Annotated in this window: 15 protein-coding genes and 1 pseudogene; 12 read left to right on the top strand and 4 right to left on the bottom strand. The window is 61.4% G+C overall.

The window, feature by feature from the left end:
- Window positions 1-21: 21 nt before the first annotated feature.
- The 4 genes from BJP07_RS10400 to BJP07_RS10385 are packed head-to-tail and all read right to left on the bottom strand — an operon-like array spanning window position 22 to window position 4,716.
- Entirely contained in the window at window positions 22-624 is a 603-nt protein-coding gene (locus BJP07_RS10400) for a molecular chaperone (RefSeq protein WP_071567382.1), read from the bottom strand.
- The gene (locus BJP07_RS10395; protein WP_071567381.1) at window positions 624-1,565 is read right to left on the bottom strand and encodes a DmsC/YnfH family molybdoenzyme membrane anchor subunit; all 942 of its coding nucleotides are present in this window, start codon (window positions 1,563-1,565) and stop codon (window positions 624-626) included. The genes BJP07_RS10400 and BJP07_RS10395 overlap by 1 nt, the downstream gene beginning before the upstream one ends.
- A 3-nt stretch (window positions 1,566-1,568) precedes the next feature.
- Window positions 1,569-2,213 carry a DMSO/selenate family reductase complex B subunit gene (locus tag BJP07_RS10390; RefSeq protein WP_071567380.1) on the bottom strand — a complete coding sequence of 215 codons (645 nt, stop codon included), beginning with the start codon at window positions 2,211-2,213 and terminating at the stop codon, window positions 1,569-1,571.
- Window positions 2,214-2,238: 25 nt separating this feature from the next.
- Window positions 2,239-4,716, bottom strand: coding sequence for a DMSO/selenate family reductase complex A subunit (locus BJP07_RS10385; protein WP_071567379.1), 2,478 nt, complete (start codon window positions 4,714-4,716; stop codon window positions 2,239-2,241).
- 277 nt (window positions 4,717-4,993) lie between these two features.
- On the opposite strand from BJP07_RS10385, the gene secY reads away from it, so the two are divergent.
- The 12 genes and pseudogenes from secY (at window position 4,994) to BJP07_RS10325 (ending at window position 15,261) form a co-directional block, all read left to right on the top strand.
- Window positions 4,994-6,322: a preprotein translocase subunit SecY gene (gene secY, locus BJP07_RS10380; protein WP_071567378.1), complete on the top strand. Its 1,329-nt coding sequence runs from the start codon at window positions 4,994-4,996 to the stop codon at window positions 6,320-6,322.
- The gene (locus BJP07_RS10375) at window positions 6,322-6,867 is read left to right on the top strand and encodes an adenylate kinase (protein ID WP_071567377.1); all 546 of its coding nucleotides are present in this window, start codon (window positions 6,322-6,324) and stop codon (window positions 6,865-6,867) included. Before secY ends, BJP07_RS10375 begins: the two co-directional genes overlap by 1 nt.
- A 94-nt stretch (window positions 6,868-6,961) precedes the next feature.
- Window positions 6,962-7,759: a type I methionyl aminopeptidase gene (gene map / locus BJP07_RS10370; RefSeq protein ID WP_071567376.1), complete on the top strand. Its 798-nt coding sequence runs from the start codon at window positions 6,962-6,964 to the stop codon at window positions 7,757-7,759.
- Between the two features lie 14 nt (window positions 7,760-7,773).
- Window positions 7,774-8,550, top strand: coding sequence for a L,D-transpeptidase (locus BJP07_RS10365; RefSeq protein WP_071567375.1), 777 nt, complete (start codon window positions 7,774-7,776; stop codon window positions 8,548-8,550).
- 193 nt (window positions 8,551-8,743) lie between these two features.
- A complete protein-coding gene (infA, locus tag BJP07_RS10360; protein ID WP_018017508.1) occupies window positions 8,744-8,962 on the top strand; it encodes a translation initiation factor IF-1 in 219 nt (72 codons plus the stop codon).
- 179 nt (window positions 8,963-9,141) lie between these two features.
- Window positions 9,142-9,510 carry a 30S ribosomal protein S13 gene (gene rpsM / locus BJP07_RS10355; RefSeq protein WP_070477572.1) on the top strand — a complete coding sequence of 123 codons (369 nt, stop codon included), beginning with the start codon at window positions 9,142-9,144 and terminating at the stop codon, window positions 9,508-9,510.
- A gap of 3 nt (window positions 9,511-9,513) precedes the next feature.
- On the top strand, window positions 9,514-9,918 hold the full coding sequence (rpsK, locus tag BJP07_RS10350) for a 30S ribosomal protein S11 (protein WP_070363064.1): 405 nt from the start codon (window positions 9,514-9,516) through the stop codon (window positions 9,916-9,918).
- Window positions 9,919-9,945: 27 nt separating this feature from the next.
- On the top strand, window positions 9,946-10,551 hold the full coding sequence (gene rpsD, locus BJP07_RS10345; RefSeq protein ID WP_070363063.1) for a 30S ribosomal protein S4: 606 nt from the start codon (window positions 9,946-9,948) through the stop codon (window positions 10,549-10,551).
- A gap of 111 nt (window positions 10,552-10,662) precedes the next feature.
- Window positions 10,663-11,676 carry a DNA-directed RNA polymerase subunit alpha gene (locus BJP07_RS10340; protein WP_071567374.1) on the top strand — a complete coding sequence of 338 codons (1,014 nt, stop codon included), beginning with the start codon at window positions 10,663-10,665 and terminating at the stop codon, window positions 11,674-11,676.
- Window positions 11,677-11,718: 42 nt separating this feature from the next.
- Window positions 11,719-12,072, top strand: a pseudogene (gene rplQ, locus BJP07_RS10335) (50S ribosomal protein L17); the annotation flags it as partial.
- A 152-nt stretch (window positions 12,073-12,224) separates the two neighbouring features.
- A complete protein-coding gene (gene truA / locus BJP07_RS10330; RefSeq protein ID WP_071567373.1) occupies window positions 12,225-13,064 on the top strand; it encodes a tRNA pseudouridine(38-40) synthase TruA in 840 nt (279 codons plus the stop codon).
- 58 nt (window positions 13,065-13,122) lie between these two features.
- Window positions 13,123-15,261: a DUF6541 family protein gene (locus BJP07_RS10325; RefSeq protein WP_255365984.1), complete on the top strand. Its 2,139-nt coding sequence runs from the start codon at window positions 13,123-13,125 to the stop codon at window positions 15,259-15,261.
- Window positions 15,262-15,305 lie beyond the last annotated feature (44 nt).

The following is a 15,305-nucleotide window of genomic DNA, read 5'->3' as shown; positions in this document are numbered from 1 at the left end:
TGGGGAGCTTTTGTGTGTGCGCTATAAGGACGTGACGGTGTTCAGCACACCCCGCGCCAGTCCGGGAAGTGCCCGGTAGATCGCAGTGTTTGCATGCTTTTCGACGCCGCCAAGCAGCTGCTCGGCGAATCGGGCGGGGTGCTCGGCGGTGAAGGTTCGTAGTGCTTCCAGTGCAGCGCTGCGATCTTCTTCACGGGCGGCGTTGAGCGCGAGGGCGCTCAGGTGGCTGATGCAGCGGAACTCTAGGCCGATGTGGTCCGGCGGCAAGTGGTCCATGCCGGGGGCGAAACCGATCTGGTGGTAGAAGGCTGCGACTGCGGCGGTGTCGTCGTCCATGACAAGGCCGTCTTTGGAGAAGTACGGGGACTCGTACGGTTGGGCCAGTGGGGCGCTTACACCGATGAAGAGGTAGAGGTGATCGCGTTGGAGTGCCTCGGCGGTGTCCCGTTCAGCCTTGAGCAGTGCTGCGATGGCCTGCTGCGAGGCGGCGTCCTCGAGCGGCCATGACTGCAGGAAGGAGGGGTCGGAGAGGGCGTCGAGAAGCGGGCCTTGGGGCTCGTCGAGGAAGAGTTGGCCTACGATGTCGGCTGCGATGTGGCAGCGCTCAAGCAACTCTGTATCCATTAGATTCCGATCCGGTCGACTGCGCCGTAGAACATGAAGCGGCCGAGCAGCTCCGCGATGACTACCAGGATGTATGCGATTGTGATCCACAGCATCGCGCTCGTGGTCGGGCGGCGAGTGCGGCCGCCGAACGCCAGGATAAGACCGACGATGAACGCACCGATGAGCAGCAGCACAATGCGGATAATGAACGCGGTCATGTTGAACTCGAACTGCGCCGGGTTGGGGCCCGCTGGGCGGCTGTAGTTGAAGATCATCACGATGAAGATCAGCGGCACGACGACGGTCAGCGCGATGCCGATCCAGCGCAGCGAGGCGTGGATCAGGTCCCAGACCTCTTCCTTCTGGGCCTCGGTCTGGTCCTCGTTGCGCGCCGAGGGGATGAGCTTCTTGATCAACACGGAGTCCTCGAGCCAGTTGTAGGCGGTGAGCGCGACCGCAATCGCGAGCAGGCCTGTTACCGCTGCGGAGAGGTAGAACGCTGCCGGGGTGGTCCAGTGGTTCCACGAGGGAATCGTGGGCAACATATAGAGGCGCGCCATGGTGGCGATGAACCCGATGCCCGCGATCGCAGTCACGACGGCGATTGCAGTGCGTGTGCCAACGGAACCCCAGTCAAAGTACTGGCACGCCGCGAAGAGGAACCCGAGCGCCGCGAAGATGCAGCCGCCGACCAGCTCCTGGGTAAGGCCGGAGGACCCGATGTTGCGCATCACGTTCAGCGCGTTGATTGGGTTGCCGAGGTGGAAGAACGCGAGGCAGAACCCGGCGATCATGATTGGGCCGATGGCGTAGAGTGCCGGCACACAAATGCGGTCGATTGCGTTGGCGGAGTAGCGGGTGCGCCCGACCATGGTGATCACACCCAGGACGAAGAACGCACCGACAGCCATCTGCCCGAACGTGGTGAAGAACGTCAAGGGCCATTCGTGCATATTCATGAGTTAGACCTCTTTCGGGTTCATGATCTCGCCGGCGTCCGACGCGTCCCAGCGTTTTGCGTCCTTGTGCGGCTTGATGGTCAGACGTGGTTCGGTAAACGTTGGGTCAGGCAGTGGGGCGATGCCAGCGACGTCGCCGTGTTTCTTACGCAGTTCGTCGATGGGGCCCCAGTCGAGCGCACGCGACGGGCAGGCCGCCACGCAGGCGGGGTCTTTGCCCTCTGCGCGGTAGTCGGCGCACAGGTCGCACTTCGTCATGACGCCCTTTTCGGGGTTGAACTGCGGGGCGGAGTAGGGGCACGCCCATTCGCAGTAGCGGCAGCCGACGCACTTGCGAGGGTCGACGGAGACTACGCCGTCCTCACCGACGTGCATTGCGGTCGTCGGGCAGACCTTGGTGCAGATCGGGTTGTCGCAGTGGTTGCAGGACACCGACGTGTAGTAGGTGAACGTGTTTGTGGTCAGCTCGCCGTCGGCGTTGCGGTTCCAATCGCCGCCGGAGTATTCGACGACACGGCGCCAGTTCACCCCGAGAGGTGTGTCGTGCTTGTCCTTGCAGGCGATCTGGCACGCCTTGCAGCCGTTGCACAGGGTTTGGTCGAAGAAGAAACCAAGGCGCTTGCTTGGCTTGTCGTTGTTCTTAGCCATGTTGTTGTTTCACTCCTTGGTGTTCTTATTTCGCTTTTTCGACTTGGCACAGCGCGGTGTGCTGCGCGTTGCCCTTGGCAAGAGGGGAAGGGTGCCAGCTAGTGAGCGTATTGACGGACGCCCCTACGTCCACGCCGCCGTCCTTCGGGTTGAACCAGGAGCCCTGCGGCACCGAGATGACGCCCGGTGCGATGCGCGGGGTGACGCGGGCGATGGAGCGTATCCGGCCACGCTTGTTGTAGGCGTAGACGGGGTCGTCGTTCTTGATGCCGCGTTCCTTGGCGTCGATTGGGTTGATCCACAGGACTTGCGGGTGGGCGTCGTCGCGTAGCCAGTCGACGTTGGCGTAGGAGGAGTGGGTGCGGCCCTTGGTGTGGTGGCCGATGACCTGCAGTGGGTACTCCTTATTCTCTGAGGCTTCCTCGGCGCCCTCCCACGTGGCGACGTGCTCAGGCAGCGGCGTCAGCTTGTCGCCGGCGACGTTCGTGTCGAACTCCCATTCCTTCGACATTTCGTAGAGCTCGGAGGAGAAGATTTCGATCTTGCCGCTTGGGGTTTCCAGCGGGTTGGCCTCGGGGTCCTCGCGGAACTCCTTCAGCGCGACGGTGGTTTCGCCTTCTCGACGCCACACACCCATCTTCTTGAGCTCCTCAAAGGACGGCAGCTCCGGGATTTCCTTGCGGGATTCGTCGAGGGTGTAGCGCAGCCACTCCTCCTGCGTGCGGCCCTCAGTGAACTTGTCGCGAACGCCGAAGCGCTCAGCGAGGTCGGCGATGACGTCGTAAATCGGGCGGCAGTCGTAGAGCGGCTTGATGGCGTCGGAGGCCAGGATGGTGTACTCCAGGTTGCCTGCCGAGCCCTGCTGGATAATGTCGGCCTGTTCTGCGGTGGAGCAGTCCGGCAGGACGTAGTCGGCGTAGCGTGCGGACACGGTCATCTGGATGTCGCTGACGACGATGAGCTCGGCTTTGGAGTCGTCGCGAAGCAGCTCGACGGTGCGGTTGAGGTCACCGTGCTGGTTGGTGTTGGTGTTGCCGGCGTACTGCCAGATCATCTTGATGGGGACGTCCAGTTTGTCCTTGCCGCGCACACCATCTTTCGTCTTGGTCATCTCGGGGCCGTGGTCGACGGCTTGTGGCCACATTGCGACGGAAATTGAGGTTTCCACCGGGTTTTCGTACTGGGTGTTGAAGGGGTACGTCATTGGCAGGCTGGCTGAGCCCTCGCGCGCGCCGGTGCCGCCGCCCGGGATGCCGATCTGCCCGAGCAGCGCCGCCAGTGTAAACACTGCCCGCGATTGGTTTTCGCCGTTTGCGTGGCGCTGTGGGCCCCAGCCCTGGGTGATCGCGGTCGGTTTCGCGGTGCCCATCTCGCGGGCAAGCTGGCGAATCTTCTGCGCGGGCACGCCACAGACGCGGGCTGCCCACTCAGGAGTCTTCTCGACGCCATCAGGACCCTTGCCCTCGATGTAGGAACGATACGAGCCGTTCTTCGGCGCGCCGTTCGGCATGTGATCCTCGTCGAAGCCGACACAATATTTGTCCAAGAACGCCTGGTCGTGGAGGTTTTCGGAGAGCAAAACATGCGCGATACCAGCCACGAGTGCTGCGTCGGTGCCGGGGCGGATGGGAACCCATTCGTCGCCAAGTCCGACGGCGGTCTCGGAGTAGCGCGGGTCGATCACGATGGTCTTCACACCGTACTTGCGCTTCGTCTGCTGGGTGACGAAGGTTTCGCCGCCGCCTGACATGCGGGTCTCCAGCGGGTTATTGCCGAACATGACCTGAAGTTTCGAGTTCTTCACGTCATCGAAGGAATTTGATGTGACCCACGCGCCGTAGTGGTATGGGTAGGCCGCCGTAATCTGCGCGGTGGAGTAATCGGCGTAGTGGTTCAGGTAGCCGCCGATGAGGTTCATAAAGCGTGCGAAGGGGGTTTCAGCGGGTGGCCACGAGCGGGCCACGGTGCCGCCGATGGTGCCTGTACCGTAGGCGAGGTAAATCGACTCGTTGCCGTACTTGTCCAGGATGCCTTTCATCTGGTCGGCGATTTCGTCGAGCGCCTGCTCCCAGGAAATCTCGATCCACTCGCCGTCGCCGCGCTTTGTACCGGGCTTGCGCTTCAGTGGGGTCTTGAGGCGGTCCGGGTTGTAGATCCGGTGGCGGATCGAGCGACCACGTACGCACGCGCGGATCTGCTGCGAGCCTATGGAGTTGTCGCCACCGTCGTCGGGGAGGACGCGGGTGACGCGCCCGTCCTCGACCTGCAGGCGCAATGGGCAGCGTGAGCCGCAGTTGACGGTGCAGGCCGACCAGACAAACTTCGGGTCGGTGCTGGAGCCTTCCGCGGCCTCAGCGACGCCGACGCCCGGGGTACCCCGAAGCAGCGTGCCGGAGGCGGCGGTTGTGGCCACTGCTGCGCCACCCACGAGGCCTGACCATTGGAGGAACTTACGCCGACTGACGGGGGTCGCCGCCGTCGGCGTTGTTGGTGCTGTGCTCATCGCTGTCCCTTCGAATGCGAAGATTTTCTACAGAAAAGTCGTGAATAAATGTAATACCAATTACCTATTTGTTAGTGTAATGAATTTCAATCGAAAGTTTGAAACGTTCGATGAAACGCTCCTCGAATCGGGACTTTGCGCTGCGTGCTGGTAGGGTAGTGGGGTCAATCCTGTCTGGAGTGTCTCGTGCAACCGCTGCGGTGGCTGCAACGTGCACTTTTGGCAACCGTACTGTCCACTATCTCCTGCGTGAGTGCTGCAGGGGCCAGGAGGCTTTGTGTCCGCTATTGTTCAGGCGTTCAAGGACCCGGATCTTCGGAAGAAGATTCTGATCACCCTTGCGCTGATGATTCTGTACCGTATTGGTGCCCAGATTCCGACGCCCGGTGTTGACTACGCGTTGATTAACTCCCGCCTGCAGGAAGTTGCAGACGGGGATAATGCGACGATGTTCTCCATCATCGGGCTGTTCTCCGGTGGCGCGCTGCTGCAGCTGTCTATCTTCGCGATCGGCATCATGCCGTACATTACGGCGTCGATCATCGTGCAGCTGCTCACTGTCGTGATTCCGAAGTTCGAGGAACTGAAAAAGGAAGGGCAATCCGGCCAGGCCAAGATGACGCAGTACACGCGCTACCTCACGGTGGCGCTGGCGCTGCTGCAGTCTGCGGGTATCGTCGCGCTGGCGGACCGCGAGCAGCTGCTCGGCCAGGGCACTCCGGTCCTGGTTGAGGATCGCAACATTTGGACCCTCATCATGATGATCATTGTCATGACGTCGGGTGCGGTCCTGATCATGTGGCTCGGTGAGATCATCACCGAAAAGGGCGTGGGTAACGGCATGTCCCTGCTGATCTTCGCGGGTATTGCGACGAAGCTTCCGTCCGAGGGTGCCTACATCCTGAAGAACTCCGGTGCGGTCACCTTCGCTATGGTCGTTGCGGCGATCATCGCGTTGGTCGTGGGCATCATCTTTATCGAGCAGGGCCAGCGCCGCATTCCTGTGCAGTACGCGAAGCGCATGGTTGGGCGTCGTCAGTACGGTGGCTCCTCCACGTACCTGCCGCTGAAGGTCAACCAGGCCGGCGTTATTCCTGTGATCTTCGCTTCCTCGCTGATGTACGTTCCGGTGCTGATCACGCAGATCGTCACCATGAACAATCAGACCCCGCCGGACAACTGGTGGATGAACAATGTCATGGCGTGGCTGCAGAACCCGGGCTCCTGGCAGTACATCCTGGCGTACTTCGCCATGATCATCTTCTTCTCCTACTTCTACGTCTCTATCCAGTACGACCCGGTCGACCAGGCAGAGAACATGAAGAAGTACGGCGGCTTCATCCCGGGTATTCGTCCGGGTCGCCCAACCGCCGAGTACCTTTCGTTCGTGATGAACCGTCTCCTGTTCGTTGGTGCCCTCTACCTTGCACTCATCGCGATTCTGCCGAACCTGGCGCTCGACGCCGGTATTGGAGGCGCTGGCCGCGGTGGCATGAGCGCGTTCGGTGGTACGGCTATTCTGATTATGGTGTCCGTAGCATTGACTACGGTCAAGCAAATTGAATCCCAACTTCTCCAATCCAACTACGAAGGACTGTTGCGATAATGCGACTTGTACTACTTGGCCCTCCCGGCGCTGGCAAAGGCACTCAGGCAGCGATTCTCTCCGAGAAGCTCGGCGTTCCGCATATCTCCACTGGCGACCTGTTCCGTGCGAACATCGGACAGGGCACCCCGCTTGGCGTCGAAGCGAAAAGCTACATCGATGCCGGCAAGCTGGTCCCGACCGACGTCACCGCACGCATGGTGGAGGACCGCCTCAACCAGGAAGACGCCGCGCACGGCTTTCTTCTCGACGGGTTCCCCCGCACCGTTGAGCAGGCAGAGATCTTGAAAGAACTTCTGGCCAAGCGGGGCCTGAAGCTCGATGGTGTGCTCAACTTCGTTGTCGACGAAGACGTGGTCGTCGAGCGCATGCTGGCCCGTGGTCGCGCGGACGACAACGCGGAAACGATCCGCACTCGCCTCAAGGTCTACCGTGACGAGACCGCGCCACTGATTGACCACTACGGTGACGAGATCATTTCTATCGACGCGGTCGGAGACGTTGACGAGATCAACGAGCGCGCGATGGCGCAGCTGAAGAAGTAACTCACATAGACGCCGACGTAGGCGCAAGGACCGGTAGGGACTCGACGAGTGCCTACCGGCTTTTTCACGCATTACCAAAAGGAAGGAAGCAAGCATGGGGTTCCGAAAGCGCAAGATCGCAGCCAAGACGCCCGAACAACTTGACGCGATGGAACAAGCGGGCCGGATCGTCGGACGCGCCTTGCAGGAGGTACGTGCGGCGGCCGCCCCGGGCAAGTCAACGCTCGACCTGGACAAGGTTGCTGAGACCGTGATTCGCGACCACGGTGCAACGCCGACGTTCCTGGGGTACCAAGGGTTCCCGGGGTCTATTTGCGCCTCGGTCAATGAGGTTGTCGTGCACGGAATCCCAAACAAGGAGACCGTGCTGCGGGAAGGGGACTTGGTTTCCATCGACTGCGGCGCCACCTTGAACGGCTGGGTAGGGGACTCTGCGTGGACGTTCGGTGTGGGTGAGCTCGAAAAGGACGTCGAACAGCTGAACCAGGCAACCGAATGGGTCCTGCATGAAGGGCTGAAGGCGATGGTGCCGGGCAACCGTCTGACTGACGTGTCGCATGCGCTTGAGCGCGCGACGTACAAAGCGGAGCAGAAGTTTGGGGTAGAGCTCGGCATTGTCGATGGGTACGGCGGGCACGGCATCGGCCGGACGATGCACGAGGACCCATTCCTTGCCAACGAGGGTAAGCCGGGCCGGGGGCCTGTCATTCAGGAGGGGTCGGTGCTGGCCATTGAGCCGATGCTCATCCTGGGTGGGGAGATCGATACGGAAGTGCTCGGCGATGATTGGACGGTCGTTTCGATTGACGGCGCGCCCGCCTCTCACTGGGAGCACACGGTTGCCGCAACAGTCGACGGGCCGCGCATCCTCACGGTCCGCGAAGCGAAGTAGGATATACTGCCGACATGCGTTATCAACCACGACATGCGAAGCCGTCCCAACTGAGCCGCAAACTTACCGGCCTCAGCGTTGGAATCGGTGTTGCAGCCTCCTTGTTTGCCCAGCCAGCGATGGCCGAGGCGCAGCAAATGCCAGCGATGTCCTCGAACGGCGGGTTGGGTGCGCTGCTTGAGCAAACGCAGTCCCAGCTTTCCAGTATCGGCTCGAGTACACCGGATGCGCGGGAGCGCGCGTGGCAGACTCGTAACTCGCTGCGCGCACAGGCCGACGGCCTGGCAGCAATTAATAAGGACCTGCCGGCCCAGGCAAAGGCTAGCATCGACGCAACCGTCGAGCGCTTCTACCCGGGCCTGATCGCGGAGAAAACCCCGAAGCCGCCGGCGCCGAAACCGGTTGCTCCTCTGGCCCCTCCGGCGCAGCCCGCATTCAACTACGGCCCGTGCCCGAAGGATGCGAAGGTCTGCGTGGACACCGGCGGTCGCCGTTCCTGGCTGCAGAACAACGGCCAGGTGTACTACACGGCCGACCTCATCGGCCCGGGCCGACCAGGCCTGGAAACGCCGAGCGGAACCTTCTACGTCAACCGCAAGGTGAAGGACGAGATTTCGTGGGAGTTCGGCAATGCGCCGATGCCGTACGCGACGTACTTCACCAATAACGGTATTGCGTTCCACCAGGGTGACCCGTCGATCCTCTCGCACGGTTGTGTGCGCATGTACCGCGCGGACGCCCAGCGTTACTTCCAGGATCTCGCGATCGGGGACAAGGTCTTCGTTTACTAGCAGTCCCACACTTTTCGACGCCCACCTGCGGACCCAGCCATCCCAGGTGGGCTTGTGTTTGTGCTGGTGAAGGGATATAGTTGACCACTGGTGTTTATGCACCACGTAGTACAAGTACGTTTTACGTCAGCTACCAGCGGAAACACTGTGTATCACTATCACCGTGTTCCGTGGGCTATAGGAAGTGGAGTGTATGGCAAAAGAAGGCGCCATTGAGGTAGAGGGTCGCATTGTCGAACCTTTGAAGAATGCTATGTTCCGTGTCGAGCTCGACAACGGACATGAGGTTCTTGCCCACATCAGTGGCAAGATGCGCCAGCACTACATCCGCATCCTTCCGGAAGACCGGGTCATCGTGGAGCTGTCTCCATACGACCTGGACCGTGGGCGTATTACGTACCGCTACAAGTAATTTCGTTTGAAGCCTCCTTACCCAGACGCGTGGCGATGCTGCGCGTCGCTTACCTTTGGCTACGGTGGCCAAAGCCACGTGTATCACGACCCATCCTCCGGTACGGTCCGGATAAAGAGTCGGTTGGCGTGGGCGGATAGGGAGAAAACCGCCGTAACAACCCGAAAGGTACGTTCCACATGGCACGTCTAGCTGGTGTTGATCTTCCGCGCAATAAGCGCATGGAGATCGCACTTACTTACATTTATGGCATCGGCGCTACCCGCGCCAAGGAGCTGCTCGAGAAGACGGGCATTTCTCCAGACCTGCGTACGGACAACCTGAGCGACGATCAGCTGTCCGCACTGCGTGACGCAATCGAGTCCTCCTACACCGTAGAGGGCGACCTGCGTCGTGAGGTGCAGGCAGACATTCGCCGCAAGATTGAAATCGGCTCCTACCAGGGCCTTCGTCACCGTCGTGGCCTGCCTGTTCGTGGGCAGCGCACCAAGACGAACGCTCGTACTCGTAAGGGCCCGAAGAAGACCATCGCAGGAAAGAAGAAGTAATCCATGCCTCCTAAGACTCGTTCCGGTGCGCGCCGTGGTGGCCGTCGCATCGTAAAGAAGAACGTGGCAGCTGGCCACGCATACATCAAGTCGACCTTCAACAACACCATCGTCTCGATCACCGATCAGACCGGTGCTGTGATCTCCTGGGCTTCCTCCGGCCACGTTGGCTTCAAGGGGTCCCGCAAGTCCACGCCGTTCGCTGCTCAGATGGCAGCTGAGAACGCTGCTCGCAAGGCGATGGACCACGGTATGAAGAAGGTTGACGTTTTCGTCAAGGGTCCAGGCTCCGGCCGTGAGACCGCAATCCGTTCGCTCCAGGCTGCTGGCCTGGAGGTGTCCTCGATCTCTGACGTGACCCCACAGCCGTTCAACGGCTGCCGTCCGGCGAAGCGTCGTCGCGTTTAAGGCAGAAAGGAAAAGAGGTAATACATCATGGCTCGTTATACCGGCCCTGCTACCCGTAAGTCCCGTCGCCTCCGCGTCGATCTCGTCGGCGGTGACATGTCCTTCGAGCGTCGCCCATACCCTCCGGGGCAGGCTGGCCGCGCTCGCATCAAGGAATCTGAGTACCTGCTCCAGCTCCAGGAGAAGCAGAAGGCTCGCTTCACCTACGGAGTGATGGAGAAGCAGTTCCGTCGCTACTACGAGGAGGCCAACCGCCTCCCAGGTAAGACCGGCGACAACCTGCTGATCCTGCTTGAGTCCCGTCTGGACAACGTTGTGTACCGTGCAGGTCTGGCGCGCACGCGCCGCCAGGCACGTCAGCTTGTGTCCCACGGTCACTTCACCGTGAACGGCAAGCGTATCGACGTTCCTTCTTACAAGGTCACGCAGTACGACATCATCGATGTTCGTGACAAGTCCCGCAAGATGCTCTGGTTCGAAGAGGCCCAGGACAACCTGTTGGACGCTGTTGTTCCGGCATGGCTCCAGGTCGTTCCGGATACCCTGCGCATTCTCGTGCACCAGTTGCCGGAGCGCGCTCAGATCGAGGTGCCGCTGCAGGAGCAGCTCATCGTCGAGCTCTACTCGAAGTAAGCCCGCTTACTTCACCCCGCACTGCGTCGATGTCGACAAGTGGTGCGAATTCTTTCCGAAAGTCCATATTCTCGCGGCTTCATATAGTGGTAGCCGGAAAAGGAGAAGTTCATGCTCATCTCACAGCGTCCACAGCTGACCGAGGAGTATATCGATACCAACCGCTCGAAGTTCGTCATCGAGCCACTCGAGCCAGGTTTTGGTTACACGCTGGGTAACTCCCTGCGTCGTACGCTGCTGTCGTCCATCCCGGGCGCAGCGGTTACCTCGATCAAGATTGATGGTGTGCTCCACGAGTTCACCACCATCAACGGTGTGAAGGAAAACGTTTCCGAGATCATCCTCAACATCAAGGACATCGTGCTGTCGTCGGAGTCCGACGAGCCAGTCGTGATGTACCTGTCCGTTGAAGGTCCGGGCGTCGTTACCGCTGGCGACATTGAGACGCCAGCTGATGTTGAGATCCACAACCCGGATCTCCACATTGCTTCGCTCAATGAGCAGGCACGCCTTGAGATGGAGCTTGTCGTGGAGCGTGGCCGTGGCTACGTCCCAGCGATGCCGAACTCTGGTGGGGAAGCCGGCCGTATTCCGGTCGACCAGATCTACTCCCCAGTGACCCGTGTTGCCTACAAGGTTGAGGCAACCCGTGTCGAGCAGCGCACCGACTTCGACAAGCTGATCATCGATGTGGAGACGAAGAACTCCATGTCCGCTCGCGACGCCCTGGCGTCGGCTGGTTCCACCCTGGTGGAGCTGTTCGGCCTGGCACGTGAGCTGAATACGGCAGCAGAAGGCATCGAAATTGGCCCGTCCCCACAGGAGACGGAGTACATCGCGGCCTACAACCTGCCGATTGAGGATCTCAACTTCTCCGTCCGGTCCTACAACTGCTTGAAGCGTGAGGGTATCAACACCGTCGGCCAGCTGGCTGAATGCTCTGAGACCGACCTGATGGATATCCGCAACTTTGGCGAGAAGTCCATCAACGAGGTCAAGATCAAGCTCGCCTCCATGAGCCTGACGCTGAAGGACGCTCCGGAAGATTTCGACCCGACCCAGATCGAAGGCTACGACGCCGAGACTGGTGACTACATCGACGACACCGCGGAAGAAACCGAGTAAACCAAGAGCACGCGCTCACAACCCCATACGAGGAGTACGAAAATGCCTACCCCGAAGAAGGGTGCCCGTCTCGGAGGGTCCGCCGCCCACCAGAAGCACATTCTGTCTAACCTGGCGCAGTCCCTGTTCGAGCACGGCGCCATCACGACGACCGATGCAAAGGCGAAAGCACTTCGCCCATACGCAGAGAAGCTGATCACCAAGGCGAAAGGTGGTTCCCTGCAGGAACGCCGCGCTGTCGCTGCGAAGCTTCCGAACAAGCAGATCGTTGCATACCTGTTCAACGAGCTTGCACCGAAGTTCGAGAACCGTGACGGTGGCTACACCCGCCTGATCAAGGTTGCACCTCGCTCCGGCGACAACGCTCCAATGACCCAGGTTTCCCTGGTTCTGGAGCCAGCCGAGGCGAAGGCTGCCAAGGAGGACTAACCCTCCCCCCTGAGTGAGCTGTTCCGGCTTGCTCACGCGAAACCCCGCGTCCCACCTGCACGGTGGCGTGGGGTTTTCTCATTCCAGCGGCACGCACGCTGTTTGCTAGCCTGATACGAATGAACACGATGCGTCTGCGTTTCGACATCGCCTACGACGGCACCGACTTCCACGGCTGGGCCCGGCAGAAAGACAACCTGCGAACCGTTCAGGGGACCGTGGAGGATGCGCTCGAACTCGTGTTACGCCACCCTGTTTCGCTGACGGTCGCCGGCCGCACTGATGCGGGGGTGCACGCTCGCGGTCAGGTTGCCCACGCGGATATAGACCCGGTGTCGTTGCAGCAGCGTTCGCTGGACGGTGACCCGGCGCGTTTGGTGCGGCGCCTGGCGAAGCTGCTGCCTGAGGATATCCGGGTCCACGCTGTACGCGAGGTTTCCCCTGACTTTGACGCTCGCTTCTCCGCCTTGGCGCGCCACTATATTTACCGCGTGACTACCAGCCCTGCTGGGGCGCTGCCGACTCGTACGCGTGACACCGCAGTGTGGGCCAGGCCAGTTGATGTGGACCTGATGCAGCAGACCGCGGACGTGCTGCTCGGGCTGCATGATTTTGCGGCGTTCTGTAAGCCGCGCCCGCACGCGACGACGATCCGTGACGTGCACAGCTTCCGTTGGGTGGACGCCTCCACTGATGCGGAGCCGCAGCTGTACGAGGCGCACATCAGTGCCGACGCGTTCTGCTGGAACATGGTGCGCGCGCTGACTGCGACGTGTCTGACGGTCGGGCAGGGCAAGCGTGACCTGGTGTGGGCGACAGGGCTGCTGGACGCTACAGAGCGGCGTGCCGAGGTGCCTCTCGCGCCCGCGAAGGGATTGACCTTCGACCATGTTGTGTACCCCCCTGAGCAGGAGTGGGCTGCCCGCGCTGCCACTACGCGTGATCGACGTTCGCTCTGATTGCCCAAAGCGATAAGATTTCACCAGTTGTAACGTTTCAGGTCGCGAAGGAGTACGCGTGGTCACTGCCGGGATGTTTATTGCAGCCGTACTTGTGTTTGTGCTGCCCGGATTCGTGGTCAACGTTGTTTCCGGTATGCGGGTGCCGGCGTCGGTGGTGGCGTCGATACCCGTGAGCTTCGGCATCATTGGGCTCAGCGCGTGGTCGTGGGGGTTGACGTCGGCGAAGTTTTCGCCGTGGACGTTCTCGGTGAGCGTGATCTTTGCGGTGCTGTGCGCCGCTGGCTGGCGCTACGCGTTCGCACGGCGCGCCCGCGATCGCTGGACCGGCGCCGGGGAGCTGTCGTGGAGGCGGGCGCTGCTGCCGGGAAGCCCGCAGCAGCGGCGTGAAGGCAGCGTGGCTGACCCGGTGTGGGTGTTGCCGCTGCTTGGTGTGGTTGCGGGTTCGTCGATGCTGATTCGTGATCGCTTGCGCTGGCTTGCGGAGACACCGCTGGGGTTGGCCAACATTGTGCAAGGCTGGGATTCCCAGTGGCACGCCAACACTGTGCGCTTCATCATGGATGAGAGGATAGCGTCGCCGACTCGGATGGGGGAGCTGTTGTACCAGGAGACGCACAGCTCGCTGTTGTACCCTTCGGGCTACCACGCGGGGGTGGCGCTCTTTGCAGAGACTGCTGGGATGGCGCCGATTCCCGCGTTGAACGTGGCGCAGACGATGGTGCCCTCGGTGGCGGCGTGTCTGTCCGTGGCGTGTTTAGTGTTTGGGTTTCTGCGCTCGCGGGGGCTGACGGCCCAGATCGCGGCGGGGTGTGCGCCGCTTCTTGTGTACGGGGCGCCGCAGCTGATGTGGGTGTCGGATTACGTTGGCATGTGGCCGTACATGATGGCGGTCGCGCTGACGGGCATTGTGATTTGGCAGTTCCTGGAGGTCCCGCGGCGCCACAACGCGGCCTTCGCGGCGGCGCTCGGGTTCTTTGGGGTGGTGGCGGTGCACCCGTCGCCAGTGACGACGATTGCGCTCGCAGTGGTCTTCGCCTGGTGCTTGTCGACGCTGCTTCGCCCCGTCCGTTCCCGCCTCGTCGACACGGTGTGGTTGGCGGCCCCGGCGCTTGCTGCTGCGGTGCTGTTCCTGCCACAGGTGTTTGCGGGTTCGGAGCAGGCGCAGGAGGTTGCGGGGTGGTCCACCCCGGAGGACGGCACAGTGCAAAACCCGTGGGCGCTCGCTATCACGATGGATACGCGCCACGTCACTGAATACTTCCCGAACTACAACCCGACGGTGATGCTGTGGCTCGCGCTTGTGGGGGCGGTGGCGCTCGTGGTGTGGCGTGGTCAGGTGTGGCCGGTGGTGTTCTATGCCCTTTCACTCACCACGGTGGTGCAGGCGGCTGCGCCGCTTCCGCCGGTGCTGGACGTGGTGCCGTCGCTCATTGCGGGGCTGCATTACAACACGGCGCACCGCCTGGTGCTGCCGGTGGTGATGTGTGTGATCGCGTCGGCCGCAATTGGATTGGCCGTGATGATCCGCATGCTGACACTAGCGCCGGTCGCTGCGCGTGCGGGCACGGTGGTTGCGAAGGGGGCGTCGACAATTGGGGCGGTGCTTGTGGCGATCGTGGTTGCTGCGAGTACCTCGACGGCTGTGCACGCGAGCGCAGCGCAGGCCGCGGAGGATATCTACACTGCACCGCGTATTAGTGGTCGGATGGTGAATAACGATGACGTGGCGGCGTTCGACTGGCTCGCGACGCAGCCTGCGGCGTGGGAAGGCGTTACCTACGGTGAGCCCGCGGACGGGCATTCGTGGCTGTATGCCTACACCGGCGTGCCGACGCTCTCCCGGCACTACCAGTGGCCAGCGAGATCACGCGGCGAGGACACTGCAACCGCCTTGTTTGACGTAGAGATGCTCGGGCGCGGTGTGCTCGGCGACGCGACGGCGAAGAACGCAGTGGACCGGGCCGTTGAACGGCTGAACATCAAGTTCTATATCGCATCGCCGCCGGTATTCTGGGCGCAGCAGCTGCCGTACGTGAATTTGAACAACGGTATGGCCAATAGCGCGCTGACCCCGGTGTATATGAAGGGCGACACAGCGATCTTCGCCGTCAACGACGCATTCACGCGCGCCGAGCTTGCGAAGATGCAGGCTGATGCCGTCAAGCACGGTTCGGAACCGCTACAGCTTTGGTAGTGTAAGTCAGCGTTATTAGTTATCGGGGGATACAACATCGGGGG

The sequence above is a fragment of the Corynebacterium sp. NML130628 genome (genome assembly GCF_001875665.1).
Taxonomy (GTDB): Bacteria; Actinomycetota; Actinomycetes; order Mycobacteriales; family Mycobacteriaceae; genus Corynebacterium.
This window is presented reverse-complemented; position numbering and strand designations above follow the sequence as displayed.